The organism is Bradyrhizobium sp. 4 (assembly GCF_023100905.1).
Classification (GTDB): domain Bacteria; phylum Pseudomonadota; class Alphaproteobacteria; order Rhizobiales; family Xanthobacteraceae; genus Bradyrhizobium.
Genome location: NZ_CP064686.1, coordinates 7,044,140 through 7,059,464 on the forward strand (window position 1 = coordinate 7,044,140; position 15,325 = coordinate 7,059,464).

The following is a 15,325-nucleotide window of genomic DNA, read 5'->3' on the forward strand; positions in this document are numbered from 1 at the left end:
TCAGGCCTCCGCCGGCTCGGCGAGATGTCTCAAGGCGATCTCGCGAATGGCGTCCGTGAACGGCACCGATTTGCGCTGGCTACGGTCCATGTGCACGCCCGTGATCTCGCAGAACGCGGCGATCTCGCCGGTCTCGGCATTGGTCATGTCGTGCCGGAAGCGAATCGATTTGTCGCGGATCTCGAGCAGGTGACTGCGCATCTCGACGATGTCACCGGCGAGCAGCTCGCGCTTGTAGGTGATGTTCTGCTGCACGGCGGCCGTGCCGCGGCCGGAGCCGCGCAGATAGCTCGGCGTCAGCCCGAGCCGGGCGAACAGATTCCAGTTGGCTTCGTCGAACTTGCCGACATACCACATGATGTTCATGTGGCCGACGTGATCGCACTGCCACGGATAGACCGTGCCGCGATAGGTCGCCTCCTGCTCCATCGCAATTCTCCCTGACCTTTTCTGGCTTTGATTGTTGATACGGTAGCGTATCAACCTCCTCCCGCGTTAGCAATACGGTACCGTATCAAGAATCGGCGAGGCTGCCTGCATGAGTGACGGCAAAGGCGATGTCTGGGTCGAGGCAGGGTTCACTGAACTCGCCCGATCGGGGGTCGAGGGGGTGCGGGTCGAGGTGCTCGCCAAGAATTTGGGCGTCACCAAGGGCGGCTTCTACCGCCGCTTCGCCGACCGTGCCGCGCTGCTCGGTGCCATGCTGGAGCGCTGGCGCGAGGGGCGCTCAACGGCGATCGCGCAGCAGACGAGTCTCGATGGCCAAGAGCCCCGTGAACGGCTGAGGGCAGTGATCCAGCTCTATTCGGAGCGGCTCAATCCGGACGGGATGGCGATCGAGCTTGCGATCCGGCAATGGGCCCGCTCGGACGAGGGCGCCGCGGCAGCGGTGGCGAAAGTGGACGCGGCGCGGCTGAAGCACGTCGCCGAACTCTATCGCGCGACCGGCCTCGAGACCGAGGCAGCTGAAGCGCAGGCTTTCCTGTTCTACTGCTTCATCTTCGGCCAGAGCCTGCTGTTCGTCGAGCGCGGCCCGCGCAAGCGATCGCAGCTCGTGGCGAAATCGGCCGAGAAGCTACTGGATTAAAGCAAGAGGCCGGAGCTTGGCTCCGGCCTCTGCGTCGTCTTGAAGCCTCAGGCGGCGCCCTTCAGCTTCTTGTTGCATTCGCTGTAATAGCCGCCGCCCTTCTCGATCCACTTCATGCCGCCATTGCCGTTGGTGGTCTTGTTGGCGTTGTACTGGTCGACGCAGGTGTGCAGGCGCCCCTTGCCGGGGGTCTCCTTGGCGTATTTCGGATCAACGGCGTTCGGATAGATCGCGGGGCCGGCCGGCAGGGTCGGCGCGGCAGCCGGGGCGGCCTCCTTCTTCGCCTGCTTCGGCTCGGCGGGAGCGGCGGGCGCAGCAGGAGCGGCCGCGGTCGGCGCAGCCGCTGGCGTCGCATCCGCGCCGCACTGGGCCTTGCGGAAGTCATTCCACTTCGTGGTGCCGAGCGAGCCGTCCTTCTTGGCGGCCTGGTATTTCGCGCTGCACTCCTGCGAGGTCAGCGCCTGCGCCGGCGCACTCACCACCAGCGCGGCAAAGCCCGACAGCGCAACTGCACACAGCAACTTTGATTGAATGGTCATCCTTGGTCTCCTCCTTGATCTTCCCCCGAGGGAAGTGAACCGAGGATTGCTATCCTAGCGTGCCGCCAGCTCGCGACAAGGAAGCGATGGCTGCTGCCGCCAAAATATAGTGATCCTCCACGTTCGAATTATTCATGTCGCGTTCAGCAAGGCCAGCCGACTTTCGCGCCCTTCGCAATTCCCGCAAGAAGAGTGCAGCACCATGACCTTCACATCTCGCCTCGCCGTCGTCGCTCTCACCTCCCTGCTCGCCACCGGCACTGCCTTCGCGCAGACCGCCGCGCCGGCAGCAAAGACCGACACCAAGACCACAACCGCCGCCCCCATGGACAAGAAGGCACCGAAGGAGCACTCGGCCGAATCGCTCGAATGCTCCAAGCAGGCCGACGCCAAGGGCCTGCACGGCAAGGAGCGCAAGAAATTCCGCTCCGAATGCATCAAGACCGCCAAAGCCGGTATGGCCGCGCCGGCTGCGGACAAGAAGTAAATCCTTCCCCCTGCTCGCGGCTTCGGGAGAGGCGCGCGCATTGCGGCATGACGTGGCCGCAATTGTGCGCCTCTCGCTGATTTGCGATAAGGCGGTGTGAAGCAAATCACCGTCTCCCTGCCGTTCGAATGGCCGAGCCGTGCCAAGATCTTGAGCACGATGGAAACGCTTGTCATCGGCACCACCGGCGGCCTCGTGTTTTTGCTCGCGGGCCTTCCGGGGGGATTGATCTCGGGCTCCATGATCGCGGTCGGGATCGCCGCGATCGCCGGTCGCCAGCTGACGCTGCCGCCGATCCTGACCCAGACCGTGCTGGTGCTGCTCGGCATTTCGTTAGGATCAGTCGTCTCGCGCCACCTGCTTCAACAGGTCAGTGCGTATCCGCTCACCATCGGGCTGCTCGCGCTCGCGACCTTCTGCTCGACCTTCGGCTCGAGCTATTATCTCCAGCGCATCCACGGCTGGGACCGCACCTCGGCCTTCCTCGCGGGCAGCCCCGGCGCGCTATCGCAGATCACGATTTTGGCGGTCGAGCGCGGCGCCGACTTGCCGGGCATCGCTGTGGTGCAGACCATGCGCGTGATCATCCTCACCGCGGCGCTGCCGATGGTGCTGGCGTTCGCCGGCGTCGCGCCCTCCGTCGCGCCATCGCTGACGACGACCATCGCCTCTCCGCTCGACCTCGTCGAGTTGGTCGCGGCCTCGCTGGCCGCGGCGCTCGTCCTGCGGCTGATCAGGTTTCCGGCGAGCTGGATGTTCGGCGCGATGATCGGCTCGAGCGTGTTGCATGGCGCAGGCTGGGTCGAGGGCGGCCTGCCGGACTGGGTACGCGGCGTGGCGCTGATCGGCATCGGCGCCCTGATCGGCAGCCGCTTCGCGCGGATGCAGATCAAGACGCTCGCCGGCCACATCAACGCGGCGCTGGGCTCGTTTGCCGTCGCCATCGCCGTCTCCGCGATTTTCGTCGGCATCGTGGCGCTCACCACGCAGGTGAAATTCTCCGACGTCGTGGTCGCCTACGCACCGGGCGCGATGGACGCCATGCTGGCGCTGGCCCTGACGCTGCACATCGACCCGATCTTCGTCGGCGCCCATCACCTCTCGCGTTTCGTCTTCGTGACGATCGCGACGCCGGGCATCGTGCACCTGTTCGGCCGGACGCAGGACGATGTGGATGATTGAGCCTTAGCGCTTCGCCGTCGCAACGAATCCCCACGCGGCGATCGCAGCTATCAACAGCGAGATCAGCAAATTGTAGCCGGCAAGCGAGAGGCCGAGGAAGCGCCACTGCACCTCGTCGCAGCGGACCACCTTCACGGTGTCGAGTCGCGACAGCAGGTCGGTGGCGCTGCCGAGATTGACGACGGGACCGGAGCAGTCGGTCGGTCCCTTCCAAAAGCCCCATTCGACGCCGGCGTGATAGGTGCCGAGCCCGGCATTGGCGAGGCTGGCCAGCACAAGGATCGCGAGGCCCGCGAACAGCAGCGGCCTCGGCGCACCGCCCCGCGCCGCGAGTGCGATGAGCAGGCCCAGCGGGATCGCGAGGTAATAGGCGTAGCGCTGCTCCAGGCACAGCGGACAGGGCACGATCCCGAGCACCAGCTGGAAGAACCAGGCGCCTGCGATCGTCGCGGCTGCAATCAGCGTGACCGCGAGCGAAGCGACCAGCGCGGGGCTCGTGGCCGCCGGTTTGAATGCAGGTATTGCGGCACTCTGGGTCGTCACGGCAGCCTCTTTTCGATGGGTCGCTTTCCAAGGCTGTAACCCCGGCTCATGCGGCTGTCGAGAACGGCCGGGATCACTTTGGCGCGGGTTGACCCCGCTTGGTCCATGGCTATAGTCCGCCGGCTTCGCGACGCCCTGTTAGGGGCTGACCGAGGGCCCCTGTGGCGGAACTGGTAGACGCGCTCGACTCAAAATCGAGTTCCGCAAGGAGTGCTGGTTCGATTCCGGCCAGGGGCACCACGCTTCGCCCTTTCGGGCTTCGCGTGGCGCAGCCCGCGCCAAGCCCGAAAGGGTGAAGCGTGTCCGGCGAAGCCTCTTGGCGAAGACGGACTGTCTCGGCCTCCCCCTCCCTAGCAATCGTCACATGCCACCTGTATAAACCGGTAGCTTCTTCCGCAATTCGAAGGAGCTCATATGAACGACCTGCACACGTGGCTTTCGCAACAGCACCACGGCCTGCGCACCTTCCGGATCTTTCAGCAAAAGCTCGAGACGCTCGGCCGCGACGACTCCGAACAGCGCGGCCTGTGCCGTCTGTTGAGCGGTCTCGTCGGCAGCTATGTCGAGACGTTCGAAGAGGCTCCGCTGCCCGTCGAGGTCGCTGACGACGCCTATCATCGCCTGCTGGCGCTGGTCGCAAGCCTCGATCTCGAGGGCGACACCAGTCGGCGGCTCGCGGACATCAACCGGGTTGCGACCTGCGAACTCTGGCAGTGACGAGAGCGGGCCGCCGTCCGGCTCGCATCCGCATCCCTGGGACACTTCGCCAGGAGAGGGCCGTGTGCTTCCCTGCACGAGCCTCCCTCGACGGGTTCGACTTCGCAGAGCCAGTCCCTATATCGTGGGGCAACCTATGTTGATGCAGCGAGCAGCTTCGATGGCCAGGAGACGCGCGACCGAAACGGACGCCGACGACGTCCCCCGCTTCTTCGTCTGGGTGCGCGGTCTCGAGGGCCCCGAACCGCAGAAATGGATGGCGATGGATTTCGGCGTCGGTGACTGGAAGCGGCCGCTCGTGCTCGCCTATCTGGAGCTGCCGGAAGGCGAGCGACACTTGCCGTTGTCGGCGCTGGCCCGGCGATACCCACCGCCGCGGGGAGAGGCTTCGTAGAGGAGCCATCCTGGGCGGAAGCGAGGATCTCGCCAGCCCTCAACCCAGGGCGAGCAACGCCGCACGGCGCTAATCACGGTGCAGCGTCTGCCAGTGCCGCCGACGCCATCGGCCGCAGCAAAGCGATAGGCGGCGTCCGCGACGGCGGAAGAGTGACAATGCGCCCCCATGATTATGGGTGTCGCGGCGCCCGCACCGCAGCTAAACTTGGCCCTGCGCCGCGGGGGACACGCGGTGCAGGACGATGATCATGACCGAACAGGGCGAGACGGGTGAAGCCATCACCATCCTCCTCGTCGAGGACGACGCGCCGACCTGCTGGCGGCTCCACGACGCGCTGGTCAAGGCCGGCTACGAGGTGCGCAGCGCCGGTACGCTGGGAGAGGCTCGTTCGGCGCTGAGCGCGGCGGTGCCGCGCGTGCTGCTCACCGATCTGCGGCTGCCCGACGGCCACGGCATCCAGCTGATCCGCGAGACAAGGCAACGCTTTCCCGACACCGAGATCATGGTGATCTCGGCGCTTGGCGACGAAGAGAGTGTGATCTCCGCGATCACGGTGGGCGCCACCGGCTATCTCCTGAAGGATGCGTTCCCCACGGACATCGCCACCACCGTGCGCGATCTGGTCGCCGGCCATTCGCCGATCTCGGCCTCGATCGCCCGTTTCATCGTGCGCAGAACGCAGGGTACCGCGCAGAATGCGGCCGAGCCTCCGCCGGGTCCCGCCCTCAACACCGCAAGGCTCACCCCACGCGAGATCGACATCCTCTGGGGCATCGCCAAGGGCTTCAGCTACGCCGAGATCGCGAGCCATCTCGGCCTGTCCAGGCAGACCGTGCCCGGCCACATCAAGAACATCTATCGCAAGCTCGAAGTGCACACCCGCAGCGAAGCGGTGTTCGAAGCGGTGCAGCAGGGCCTGATCAAGCTGTGAGCGAGATCGCGGCGAAGGCACCGTTCAAACCCGCGCGACGCCGGCTGCTGGTCTCGCGACTCGTGCCCTATCTGCTGCTCCAGGCGCTGATATTGGTCGCGACCGTCCTCGGGCTGCGGCTGCTCCAGCCCAGCGACCCCGACGACTTTGCCCTGAGCGAATTCTCGCTGCGCGAGGACGGCGTGGCGCGTCCCGTGACGTTGCCGCATTTCACGTCATCACGCTATTCCCTGGCCGACCCGCCGCTCTACACCGGCGCCTTCACGTTCCGCCGCGGCGATGTGGCGTCGGGATGGTCGGTATTCCTGCCGCGCTTCAGCAACGCGGTGGAGGTCTCAATCAACGGCGTCGTCATCCTGGATTCCCGACGCGATGCCAACGCCAACCGGCCCGACCGCAACACTCCGCAGATCGGGTCGATCCCGTCCTCGCTGCTGCGCGAGGGCGCGAACGAGATCACGGTGCGGCTGTTGGTTTGGGGACCGCTCAAGGGCTTTCTCGACACCGTCTATGTCGGGCCGGATGCGGCCTTGCGGCCGGCCTACGAGACACGCACGCTGATGTTCGTCACGTTGCCCGTGGTGTTCTCCGCCTGGCAATCGATCCTCGCCGTCATCCTGGCGATCATGTGGCTGATGCGCCGCCGCGAGCCGGTTTACGGCGTGCTGGCGGTGGCGATGGTACTCGGCGTGGTGCAGGCCTTTGCGCCGCCACCGGTGCCCCCCGTCAACACCTCCCGGCTCGCCGCGGTGTTGCTCGCGTCCGCACCGATCGAGAGCGCCCTGGTCGTCGTCTTCGGCGTGCTGTTCTTCGGCTGGCGCTGGCCGCGTTACGGCATGCTGCTGTTCGCGCCGGGGCTCGTCGTGTTCAGTGTCGGGCTGATCGCCGGCCCGCCGTTGCCGCGCATTCTGTTTCTCCTGTTGGGGATTCCGACCGTCGGGCTCTGCCTGTTGCTGATGGCCTGCGTCACAGCTGCCGCAGTGGTGCGGCGGCAGGACGCGGCAAGCTTCACGCTCGGCTGCGCGGTGACCATCGTGCTGATATGCTGGGTCCACGACATGCTGTCGGTGTTCGAGATCGTGACCGACGAGCGCATCTTCCTCTCGCGCCTCTCCTATTCGGCGATGCTGGTCGCGATCGGCGCCGGCTTGACCTGGCGGTTCGCGCGCGCGCTGAACCAGGTCGACAGCTTTGCCGGCCAGCTCGTAACGCGCGTACGCGAGGCCGAGGAGCGGCTGAAGGCGAGCTTTGCCCGCGAGGAGGAGCGTGCACGGGCCGCCGCGCTCGCCAATGAGCGCACGCGGCTGATGCGCGACCTGCATGACGGCCTCGGCGGCCAGCTCATCAGCATCGTGGCACTGTCCGAGCGCGGGCACGAGGGCGCGACCATCACCGACGCCGCCCGTGCGGCGCTGAAAGACCTCCGTCTCGTCATCGACTCCATGGACGACATCGGCGGCGACCTGATGCTCGCACTCGGCTCCTGGCGCGAGCGCGCGACCGCACAATTGCGACCGCACGACATCGCACTCGACTGGCACGTGGCGACGCCGCAAGGGCTGCCGCTGCATCCCGAGCTCAGGCCATGGCATGTCATCCAGATCGTGCGCATCCTCGACGAGGCCGTGACCAATGCGGTCAAGCACGCAGAGGCCCGCCGCATCGCGGTCACCATCGAGACGGTCGTCGGAGGTCAGGGACCGTACGGTGTGATCAGGGTCGCGGATGACGGCAAGGGCTTTGCGAACGGTTGTGCGCCGGTCGGCAGCGGCGGGGCCACCGACGCGAGCCAGACCGCGCGGGGCCTTCGCAACATGAGGAGCCGTGCCGCGCGCTGCGGGGCGATGCTCGATCTCGGTTCGGATTCCTCAGGCACGCGCGTGCGGCTGCAATTGCCGCAGATTTTCCCCGACAGCGATGCCGCCGTCGGCTGAAAAGCCCCCTCTCCGAACGTGTGGGACGCGCGGAGAGAGGGACGGGCCGGATGATTTGCCTGCGGAGGACGGGGGGTTCGTCCGCACGGCTCCTTCGCCCGAACTCTTTCGTTGTTCTCAGCGCACGCCCACGCGATTGACCGGACCACCGCGATTCATCGGCGTGCCCGCGCGCACGCCGACACCGGGCGCACCGACCCCGGGTGTCGCCACGGCGACCGCGGCGGCCGGCGCTACCCTCACCGCTGCCGCCGGTCGCACCACGCAGCCTTTGGGTATGCCGACCGTCTTGCAATAGACCACCGCTTGCGCCGGGCTCGTGCCCAGCGACACCATCGCCGAACCTGCCAGCGCCAAAATCGTCAACCCGGCGCTCAGCGCTCCTGCTCTTTTCGACATCTTGCTCTCCTGCTTGCCGTTCGGCGTCCCGATGCAATCACCGGGTCTCGCAGCCGACGTGCAGCCTGAATGACAAAAGACGGCGCGCTGATACATGCCATGAAAATGGGGGTACGGCGGCGGGACGGGCTGGCCGATGCCATGAACATGGCATGGACCTGCGCCCGGCGGTCGCGAGATGGTCCGGCCCGCTTGATCCCAGGCGGGACCAACGACATTCCCAAGGAGGTGTTTTATGAAGATTTCGGTTCTTGCCGTGCTGCTGCTCGCCGCGACCGCCCAGACCGCCGCTGCGCAATCCGGTCCGACCCCGCAGGAGCAGATGACCTGCCGAAGCGACGCGAGCAAATTCTGCGCCGAACACATCGGCAAGCCGCCGCAGATGAATGCCTGCCTGCGCGAGAACAAGTCGAAGCTTTCGGACGGCTGCCGCAAGGTCGTGGAGTCGCACGGCGGGTGAGTGGTCACCGTCCACAACACAAATCTCGCCGGTGTTGCGTCAGACCATAGCCGTCGATGCGCCCGTCATAGATCGCGCGCGACGGCGAGGACGGACCTAATCGTCGTCGCCGAATAGCCTGATCTGCGGAAAGCCGCCGCGCGGCCGGCTCGGGACCTCGCGCGCGTCGGCATCTTCGCGGATGTTGCGCGCGACGTCGTCCCAATCGGTCCGGTCGCGCATCCCACGCGGCTCGCGGGAATCGTAATGACGGCGCTCGGCCCAGCGCTCACGGCGCTCCGTCCGGCGCCGTTCAGACGTGGCCCGCTTGACGTCAGAATCCCTGGCCTTGGCAAAGGCGTTGTCGGGTGGGGATGACGGCTCTGTCGACGCCTGCTGTGCAGCAGGCTTCGCGAGTTGCGGAGGCGATGCCGGCGCTGGCTTGGGCGGCTCTACCGCAGCCGCTTGCGAAGGCTGTTGCGCTGGCTGTTCAGCGTTGGCCTGAGTGGTCTGCGTGCCGGGCTTCGCGGCTTCGGATTTTGCTTCAGGCGTGGATTCGGGTTTAGCGTCGGATTTCGCTTCGGCCTGCGCTGGCGCGGCGACCATGGCGCCAAATGCTTGCGAGCCGGTGAGATATTGCAGGCGCTCGGATGGCGCATCCGTGGTGCCGGGCTTGGCGTCAGCGCGTTGCGCCATCTTGCTGGTATCAGGCCCCTGCTTGGGCGAGACCGGATTCATGATATTGCCGGCGACAATGCCGCCGCCGAGACCAATGGCGATGGCTGCGACGATGGTTCCTGCACCGACGAAATAGGCTGTCGAGGCGCGCATTGGTCCACTCCCTCTTTGGAGCGGGCAACGCCTGTCGATTGCCGGATGTTCCCGATACAGGCGCAGTTCCGGGAGGAACTTGGTTTCGGGAAGAAACTTGCGCGTTAGATCTGCTGCGCCACCTTCTCGAGCCCGATGATGCGGGCGAGCTTGCGCACTTCCTCTTTCTGGTCGTCACGCAGCTGGAACAGCAGCGGCATCGCCGCCGACTTCAACTGCTGGACCTCGTCGCAATTGGGATCGATCGGAACACCCTGCACGTTCGGATTGGACAGCTTGTTTGCCGAGATCTTGCGGACAACATTGCGCAGCGCGGTTTCGACCGAGGGCCAGTAATATTCTTGCGACGACGACAACTTCAGACGGTCCCTGATGCCCGCGATCTGCACGTCGGACAATAGCGAATAGGATTTCTGCGGCTGCGGCTTGGCGACGACCTTCGGCTTGGCCGGGACTTCGACGGCAGGAATCTCTGCAGCGGCCGGAGCCTCGTTCACGCTCGCCTTGGGCATCGGGAAATCCGCTGGCGTGGCGGCGGCAAACGCCTGGCGCAGCGGCTCGGTCAGCACGGGCATTTGCGAGAGCTTGTCGGCAGGAACCTGGACCGGGTCGAACGCGGCCGAGGCCAGTGCCAGCGTCGGAACCAGACGATCGGCCTTGGCGGCCCGGTTGGTTGCAAGCGGCTTGGGTGCCGGCGCCTGCGTGATCATTTCGGCGCTGACGCTGGGCACGCTGTCGCGGCCGAGAATGGCGGTGGTGGCGGCGCCGAGGACGAGGAAGCAGGTCAGCACGACGATGGTGATGGCTTTCGACAAACGTCTCTCCGCAACCGGCTTCAAGTCCACGTGATCACTGCCCGGAAACTGGGCGAAAATTAAGGCTTAACCGTGCCATTGCGACGGCAATCGCGCGGACTACGGCGACATTTCCTAGAAAACTCAACAAAATCAGGCAGCTATCGCCAGATCGTAGGCGTCCTGGATGTCGGCCACGATCTCCGAGGCCTCCCAGACTCCGCGCGGCTCGACCGATTGCAGAGCCACCGTCCAATTGCCGCCCCGGCGGGTGCGGGGGACGCTGACGATGTCGAAGCGCACATTGCGGCACAGCGGGTGGCGGGCCAGCGCATGGGCTACGCGAACACGAATCTCGTCCAGCGAAGCCGCCGTCCTGGCGTTGAGAAAGTCGAAGTCCATCGCCTGTCCCTCTCGGTCCTGATTGGCGCCGTGAGAGGGATTCTTGCCGGGCGTTGGTTAATCTGCCGTTAAGTGGGGGCCTCTAAGGAGCGCTCGATTAACCGTGAGGGGGCGACGGGCCCTGTCGGTCTCCGCATTTTCACGGGGAGACGCGGCCACCCGCCCCTCGATACTCGGCGACCGTCCCTGCGACGAGATCGTCAACCGCGAGCACGTCGGTCACGCCGGATGTCGAGTGCCCACCGCTCCAGATATCGCGCCAGCGCTTTGGCCGGTTCTCCCGTGCGGCGACGTCGATGTCCTTGGCGATGTCGATGGCCCCGCGCGCCGGCAGGTCGTCGGGATCGAGACCCGCGGCGACGATCGACGGCTTTAGCATGCTGGTTTGAAGTCCCGTGAACGCGGTGGTCAGCAGGATATCGTCGGCGCTGCTCTCGACCAGAAGCCGCTTGTAACGATCATCCGCCATGCTCTCGTGGGTCGCGATGAACTTCGTGCCCATGTAGCCGAGATCGCAGCCGAGCACTTCGGCCGCGCGCAATGCCTGGCCGTCGCTGATACCCCCCGCGAGCACGATGATGCCATCGTAGAACGCGCGCACCGCGCGGACGAAGGCGAACGGGTTGAGCCAGCCGGTTTGGCCGCCCGCGCCCGCAGTGAGCAGCACGAGCCCGTCGGCACCTGCTTCCGCCGCGCGTTCGGCGTGGCGGATCGAGGCAACATCCGCAAGCACCAATGCGCCGGCGTCATGCAGCGGCTCGAGCACCGGCATGGGCGAGCCGACCGAGGTGATGACGATCTCCGGCCTGTGGTGCAGCAACACGGCGAGATCCTGCTCCAGCCGTGCATTGGAGCGGTGCACGATCAGGTTTGGGCAAAGCGGCGCGGCCTTACGGCCGGTTTGATCTTCATGCCGCAGCAGCCGCGCTTCGATGTTGGTGAGCCATTCATCGAGTTGTTCGGCGCTACGGCAATTCGCGCTGGGGAAGCTGCCGATCACGCCGTTGCGACAGACGCCGACCATGAGCTCGACGCCCGACACCAGAAACATCGGCGCGGCGATCAGCGGCAGGGCGAGACGACCGTGGAAACGTTGCAGCCGATCTGACGTCACGCACGCCTCCCTCGCGCGGGCTTAGTCGTTCCCTCCCGCATTCCCTGTGCTAGCGTCGCGGTAAACATTGGCACGCCGGAAGCCGATGACAAAGCAGCGAGGAAACATATGTCCGATCCGCTCCATGCATCGTCTCCGACTTGCGCGCAGGCGCTGCGGGCGCTGTCGCGCTACCCGGGCCGAACCGCGTTCGCGTGGCCCGGCGGATCGCTGAGCTATCAGGGCACCATCGACCTGATCGGGCGCATCCAGGGCCTGTTCATGCGGCTTGGATTGCGGCCCGGCGCGCGGGTCGCCTTCCTCACCGCGAACCGCGCCGACACATGGTGCGCCGGCGTCGCCGCGCAATTGTCGCGGCTCTGCGTCACCTGGCTGCATCCTTTGGGATCGCGAGGAGACCAGTTGTTCCAGCTCGAGGATTCCGGGGCCGAAATGCTGGTGGTCGATGCGGCCGCCTTCCGCGAGCGCGGCGGCGAGCTCGCCGCACAGGCGGCCTGGCTCAAGGCGGTGTTCACCACGGGACCGGCCGACTATGGCGTCGACCTCTTGCAGGCGATCGAGATCGAAGGCCATGCCAGCGCGCATTGCCTCGCCGGCCCCGACGATCTCTCCACCCTGAATTACACCGGTGGCACGACCGGCAAATCCAAGGGCGCGTTGCGCTACCACCGCGAAAATGCCGGAGCCGCGGCCGCGATCCTTGCCGACTTCGAGATCCCCGATGGCGCGCGCTACCTCGCGGTGGCACCGATCAGCCATGTCGCCGGCACGAAAGTGCTGCCGACCTTGATGCGGGGCGGCACCGTGCACATGCTGAAGGGTTTTGATCCCGAGGCGGTACTGGCGACGATCGCACGCGAGCGCATCAACTTCACGCTGTTCGTGCCGACCATGATCTACGTGCTGCTCGATCATCCCGCGCTCGACAAAACCGACCTCTCCTCGCTTGAGCTCGTGCTCTATGGCGCCTCCGCGATGTCACCGAGCCGGCTGATCGAGGGCATCGAGCGGATCGGGCCGGTGTTCTCGCAGCTCTACGGCCAGACCGAATGCTATCCAATCTCGGTGCTGCGCAAGGCGGATCACGATCCCAACAGGCCGGAGCTGTTCCTGTCATGCGGTTTCCCGATCGCGGCGTGCGAGGTCAAGATCCTCGACGACAAGGACCAGGAAGTGAAGACGGGCGAAGCCGGCGAAATCTGCGTGCGCGCTCCACACGTCATGGCGGAGTACTGGAAGCGGCCGGACATCACCGCCGAGACGCTGAAGAACGGCTGGGTGCACACCGGCGACATCGCTCGCAAGGACGATCGCGGCTACATGTTCATCCTCGACCGCAAGAAGGACATGATCGTCTCCGGCGGCTTCAACATCTTTCCGCGCGAGGTCGAGGACGTGCTGTCGCAGCATGCGGACGTGGCCATGGTGGCGGTCGTGGGCATCCCCGACGAGAAATGGGGCGAAGCCGTCACGGCTGTCGTCGTCCTGCGCGAAGGCGCAAAACCTGACGCCGATGAACTGATCAATCTGGTGAAGACGCGAAAAGGCTCGGCCCATGCGCCGAAGCAGATCCAGTTCGTCAAGCAACTCCCGATGACGGGTGTCGGCAAGGTCGACAAGAAGGTGCTGCGCGCGAGCTTTTGGAGCGGGCGGGGCCGGATGGTGGGATAGAAAAGGTGCCTTACCGCTTCTCGATCACAAGGCTTTGCACGGCGCGGCCGAAATAGCCCTGCCGGTCGGCGAGCCGCGACATCGCAAGCCCGGCGCCATCGGGGCCGATCCAGGAATCACCGTCGAGCAGGATCCATTCGCCGACCGGCTGGCGCGCAAAGCTCACGGTGAGGTCGGCGTTGATATAGGTCCAGGCGCGGAAATCGAGCGACGAGGCGGTGCCGTTGGAAAAATCGGCCGCGACCACGGCGCGCATCGCCTGCGAGAGCGGTTCGCCTGCGATCAGGGGATGGTCGACGCGAAACCAGATCGCACCGGCGCCGGCCTGGCCGAAGCGGCCGCGCGCGGCACGCATCGACACCGATCGCACGAACGGACTGGTGGCGGCATGACCGTCCTCGAGCAGCGAGTCCTCCGGGGACGGCAGCGTAACCGGCAGCGCCTTGACGTCCTCGGGCAGCGTCAGCGGCTGGCGCTTGATCTTGAGCACGGTGGCGGCGACCACCTGTACGCCGTCGGCGAACAGCTTGACCCCGCAGAGCTGAATCTTGCGGCCCTCGCGCAAGATCTCGGTCGCGATCGTGAGCGGCGCCACCGGCACCGGGCGCATCAGGTCGATGGTGACCCGCGCGATGACCATCGCGACAGGCGTTGGAATGCGCTCCGCCGCCCACGTCACCAGCGCGGCCGGCGCTGAACCGTGCTGCATACGCCGGTCCCACGGGCCCGCAGCATCCGGGCTGGTGACGACGCTGCCGCCGTCGACGCGGTAGATGGGGGTCATCGGTTCTCCGTGATGCATGTGCGGAGTTCAGCAAAAAGTGGCGTCCCGGCTAGTGCGCAATTGCGCACTAGCCGGGACGACTAAGATCACAACGGCGGATCAACCGCCTCGTCGTATTCCCTCTTGAAGCGCGCGATCATTTCGGCGGCAGGCACGATGCCGTCGATGCTGCCGACGCCTTGGCCCGAACCCCAGATTTCCTTCCAGGCTTTTGGCTTGGCACGTTCGCCGGAGGCGTCGGTGCCGAAGTTCATCTTGGAAGGATCGGACGTCGGCAGGTTTTCCGGATCCATACCGGCGGCAAGAATCGACGGCTTCAGATAGTTACCGTGCACGCCGGTGAAGAGGTTGGAATAGACGATGTCATCGGCCGTCGCGCCCGCGATCATCTCCTTGTACTTCTCGACCGCATTGGCTTCCTTGGTGGCGATGAAGGCCGAGCCGATATAGGCAAAGTCGGCGCCGAGAATGCGCGCGGCGCGGATCGCCTTGCCGTTGCCGATCGCGCCCGACAGCGCGATCGGGCCGTCGAACCATTTTCGAGTTTCGGCGACGAACGCCAACGGCGAGATCGTGCCGGCGTGGCCGCCCGCGCCCGCCGCGACCAGGATCAGGCCGTCGGCACCCTTCTCGATCGCCTTGTGCGCAAATTTCTGGTTGATCACGTCGTGGAAAACGATGCCGCCCCAGCCGTGCACGGCCTGATTGAGCTCCTCGCGCGCGCCCAGCGACGAGATGATCATCGGCACCTTGTACTTGGCGCAGAGCTGCATGTCATGGTCGAGCCGGTTGTTCGACTTGTGCACGATCTGGTTGACCGCAAACGGCGCCGACGGCTTGTCGGGATGCGCGCGGTCATACGCCGCGAGCTCTTCGGTGATGCGCGCCAGCCACTCGTCAAGCAGCTCCGGCGGCCGTGCGTTCAGCGACGGAAACGAGCCGACCACGCCCGCCTTGCACTGCGCGATCACGAGATCGGGCACCGAGATGATGAAGAGCGGCGAACCGATCACCGGGATCGACAGGCGTCCCTTGAACAAGGCAGGCATGGACATTGCGAGACGATCCTCTGTT

General features: G+C 65.7%; 19 protein-coding genes and 1 tRNA gene. 10 read left to right on the forward strand and 10 right to left on the reverse strand.

The features are described 5' to 3' along the window. Window positions 1-429: an acyl-CoA thioesterase gene (locus IVB45_RS33710; protein ID WP_247357772.1), complete on the reverse strand. Its 429-nt coding sequence runs from the start codon at window positions 427-429 to the stop codon at window positions 1-3. Window positions 430-538: 109 nt separating this feature from the next. On the opposite strand from IVB45_RS33710, the gene IVB45_RS33715 reads away from it, so the two are divergent. Then, window positions 539-1,087, forward strand: a complete 549-nt coding sequence (locus IVB45_RS33715) for a TetR/AcrR family transcriptional regulator (protein WP_247285775.1) — start codon at window positions 539-541, stop codon at window positions 1,085-1,087. 47 nt (window positions 1,088-1,134) lie between these two features. On the opposite strand, the gene IVB45_RS33720 is transcribed toward IVB45_RS33715, so the two are convergent. Next, on the reverse strand, window positions 1,135-1,626 hold the full coding sequence (locus IVB45_RS33720; protein ID WP_247357771.1) for a hypothetical protein: 492 nt from the start codon (window positions 1,624-1,626) through the stop codon (window positions 1,135-1,137). 202 nt (window positions 1,627-1,828) lie between these two features. On the opposite strand from IVB45_RS33720, the gene IVB45_RS33725 reads away from it, so the two are divergent. Continuing rightward, window positions 1,829-2,113: a PsiF family protein gene (locus IVB45_RS33725; protein ID WP_247285771.1), complete on the forward strand. Its 285-nt coding sequence runs from the start codon at window positions 1,829-1,831 to the stop codon at window positions 2,111-2,113. 96 nt (window positions 2,114-2,209) lie between these two features. After that, window positions 2,210-3,295, forward strand: coding sequence for an AbrB family transcriptional regulator (locus tag IVB45_RS33730; protein WP_247285769.1), 1,086 nt, complete (start codon window positions 2,210-2,212; stop codon window positions 3,293-3,295). 3 nt (window positions 3,296-3,298) lie between these two features. On the opposite strand, the gene IVB45_RS33735 is transcribed toward IVB45_RS33730, so the two are convergent. Next, window positions 3,299-3,838, reverse strand: coding sequence for a disulfide bond formation protein B (locus IVB45_RS33735; RefSeq protein WP_247357770.1), 540 nt, complete (start codon window positions 3,836-3,838; stop codon window positions 3,299-3,301). Between the two features lie 155 nt (window positions 3,839-3,993). On the opposite strand from IVB45_RS33735, the gene IVB45_RS33740 reads away from it, so the two are divergent. The 5 genes from IVB45_RS33740 to IVB45_RS33760 all read left to right on the forward strand — a co-directional run bounded on the left by IVB45_RS33740 (window position 3,994) and on the right by IVB45_RS33760 (window position 7,817). Next, window positions 3,994-4,078 (forward strand) — tRNA-Leu (locus IVB45_RS33740). Window positions 4,079-4,252: 174 nt separating this feature from the next. Then, complete coding sequence (locus IVB45_RS33745; RefSeq protein ID WP_247357769.1) at window positions 4,253-4,555, forward strand: hypothetical protein; 303 nt, start codon at window positions 4,253-4,255, stop codon at window positions 4,553-4,555. Window positions 4,556-4,715: 160 nt separating this feature from the next. Beyond that, entirely contained in the window at window positions 4,716-4,949 is a 234-nt protein-coding gene (locus tag IVB45_RS33750) for a hypothetical protein (protein WP_247357768.1), read from the forward strand. 250 nt (window positions 4,950-5,199) lie between these two features. Then, window positions 5,200-5,883 carry a response regulator transcription factor gene (locus IVB45_RS33755; protein ID WP_247357767.1) on the forward strand — a complete coding sequence of 228 codons (684 nt, stop codon included), beginning with the start codon at window positions 5,200-5,202 and terminating at the stop codon, window positions 5,881-5,883. Continuing rightward, window positions 5,880-7,817: an ATP-binding protein gene (locus IVB45_RS33760; protein ID WP_247357766.1), complete on the forward strand. Its 1,938-nt coding sequence runs from the start codon at window positions 5,880-5,882 to the stop codon at window positions 7,815-7,817. The genes IVB45_RS33755 and IVB45_RS33760 overlap by 4 nt, the downstream gene beginning before the upstream one ends. Window positions 7,818-7,934: 117 nt before the next feature. Here IVB45_RS33760 and IVB45_RS33765 read toward each other — a convergent pair whose 3' ends face one another. Beyond that, a complete protein-coding gene (locus IVB45_RS33765; protein WP_027565657.1) occupies window positions 7,935-8,216 on the reverse strand; it encodes a hypothetical protein in 282 nt (93 codons plus the stop codon). 235 nt (window positions 8,217-8,451) lie between these two features. Here IVB45_RS33765 and IVB45_RS33770 point away from each other — a divergent pair, with 235 nt between their 5' ends. After that, window positions 8,452-8,676, forward strand: coding sequence for a cysteine rich repeat-containing protein (locus tag IVB45_RS33770; RefSeq protein WP_007597470.1), 225 nt, complete (start codon window positions 8,452-8,454; stop codon window positions 8,674-8,676). 96 nt (window positions 8,677-8,772) lie between these two features. Here the strand turns inward: IVB45_RS33770 and IVB45_RS33775 are convergent, their stop codons facing one another. The 4 genes from IVB45_RS33775 to IVB45_RS33790 form a co-directional block, all read right to left on the reverse strand. Further along, entirely contained in the window at window positions 8,773-9,486 is a 714-nt protein-coding gene (locus IVB45_RS33775) for a hypothetical protein (protein ID WP_247357765.1), read from the reverse strand. A 104-nt stretch (window positions 9,487-9,590) separates the two neighbouring features. Next, on the reverse strand, window positions 9,591-10,301 hold the full coding sequence (locus IVB45_RS33780; protein WP_247357764.1) for a hypothetical protein: 711 nt from the start codon (window positions 10,299-10,301) through the stop codon (window positions 9,591-9,593). 132 nt (window positions 10,302-10,433) lie between these two features. After that, window positions 10,434-10,682 (reverse strand): hypothetical protein, encoded by a 249-nt coding sequence (locus tag IVB45_RS33785; protein ID WP_247285759.1) that lies wholly within the window; start codon window positions 10,680-10,682, stop codon window positions 10,434-10,436. Window positions 10,683-10,821: 139 nt separating this feature from the next. Beyond that, the gene (locus tag IVB45_RS33790) at window positions 10,822-11,796 is read right to left on the reverse strand and encodes a nitronate monooxygenase (protein WP_247357763.1); all 975 of its coding nucleotides are present in this window, start codon (window positions 11,794-11,796) and stop codon (window positions 10,822-10,824) included. Window positions 11,797-11,904: 108 nt separating this feature from the next. Between IVB45_RS33790 and IVB45_RS33795 the strand changes: the two genes are divergently transcribed. Further along, window positions 11,905-13,467: an AMP-binding protein gene (locus IVB45_RS33795; RefSeq protein WP_247357762.1), complete on the forward strand. Its 1,563-nt coding sequence runs from the start codon at window positions 11,905-11,907 to the stop codon at window positions 13,465-13,467. Window positions 13,468-13,477: 10 nt separating this feature from the next. On the opposite strand, the gene IVB45_RS33800 is transcribed toward IVB45_RS33795, so the two are convergent. Together IVB45_RS33800 and IVB45_RS33805 are read right to left on the reverse strand one after the other, a co-directional pair. After that, window positions 13,478-14,251, reverse strand: a complete 774-nt coding sequence (locus IVB45_RS33800; protein ID WP_247357761.1) for a thioesterase family protein — start codon at window positions 14,249-14,251, stop codon at window positions 13,478-13,480. An 86-nt stretch (window positions 14,252-14,337) separates the two neighbouring features. Then, a complete protein-coding gene (locus IVB45_RS33805) occupies window positions 14,338-15,306 on the reverse strand; it encodes a nitronate monooxygenase family protein (RefSeq protein ID WP_027565664.1) in 969 nt (322 codons plus the stop codon). Window positions 15,307-15,325 lie beyond the last annotated feature (19 nt).

Bases quoted from the DNA above. Each gene is read 5' to 3' on its own strand.
- IVB45_RS33710 (WP_247357772.1), bottom strand. From the start codon at position 429: ATGGAGCAGGAGGCGACCTATCGCGGCACGGTCTATCCGTGGCAGTGC.
- IVB45_RS33715 (WP_247285775.1), top strand. From the start codon at position 539: ATGAGTGACGGCAAAGGCGATGTCTGGGTCGAGGCAGGGTTCACTGAA.
- IVB45_RS33720 (WP_247357771.1), bottom strand. From the start codon at position 1,626: ATGACCATTCAATCAAAGTTGCTGTGTGCAGTTGCGCTGTCGGGCTTT.
- IVB45_RS33725 (WP_247285771.1), top strand. From the start codon at position 1,829: ATGACCTTCACATCTCGCCTCGCCGTCGTCGCTCTCACCTCCCTGCTC.
- IVB45_RS33745 (WP_247357769.1), top strand. From the start codon at position 4,253: ATGAACGACCTGCACACGTGGCTTTCGCAACAGCACCACGGCCTGCGC.
- IVB45_RS33750 (WP_247357768.1), top strand. From the start codon at position 4,716: ATGGCCAGGAGACGCGCGACCGAAACGGACGCCGACGACGTCCCCCGC.
- IVB45_RS33755 (WP_247357767.1), top strand. From the start codon at position 5,200: ATGACCGAACAGGGCGAGACGGGTGAAGCCATCACCATCCTCCTCGTC.
- IVB45_RS33765 (WP_027565657.1), bottom strand. From the start codon at position 8,216: ATGTCGAAAAGAGCAGGAGCGCTGAGCGCCGGGTTGACGATTTTGGCG.
- IVB45_RS33770 (WP_007597470.1), top strand. From the start codon at position 8,452: ATGAAGATTTCGGTTCTTGCCGTGCTGCTGCTCGCCGCGACCGCCCAG.
- IVB45_RS33775 (WP_247357765.1), bottom strand. From the start codon at position 9,486: ATGCGCGCCTCGACAGCCTATTTCGTCGGTGCAGGAACCATCGTCGCA.
- IVB45_RS33785 (WP_247285759.1), bottom strand. From the start codon at position 10,682: ATGGACTTCGACTTTCTCAACGCCAGGACGGCGGCTTCGCTGGACGAG.
- IVB45_RS33795 (WP_247357762.1), top strand. From the start codon at position 11,905: ATGTCCGATCCGCTCCATGCATCGTCTCCGACTTGCGCGCAGGCGCTG.
- IVB45_RS33800 (WP_247357761.1), bottom strand. From the start codon at position 14,251: ATGACCCCCATCTACCGCGTCGACGGCGGCAGCGTCGTCACCAGCCCG.
- IVB45_RS33805 (WP_027565664.1), bottom strand. From the start codon at position 15,306: ATGTCCATGCCTGCCTTGTTCAAGGGACGCCTGTCGATCCCGGTGATC.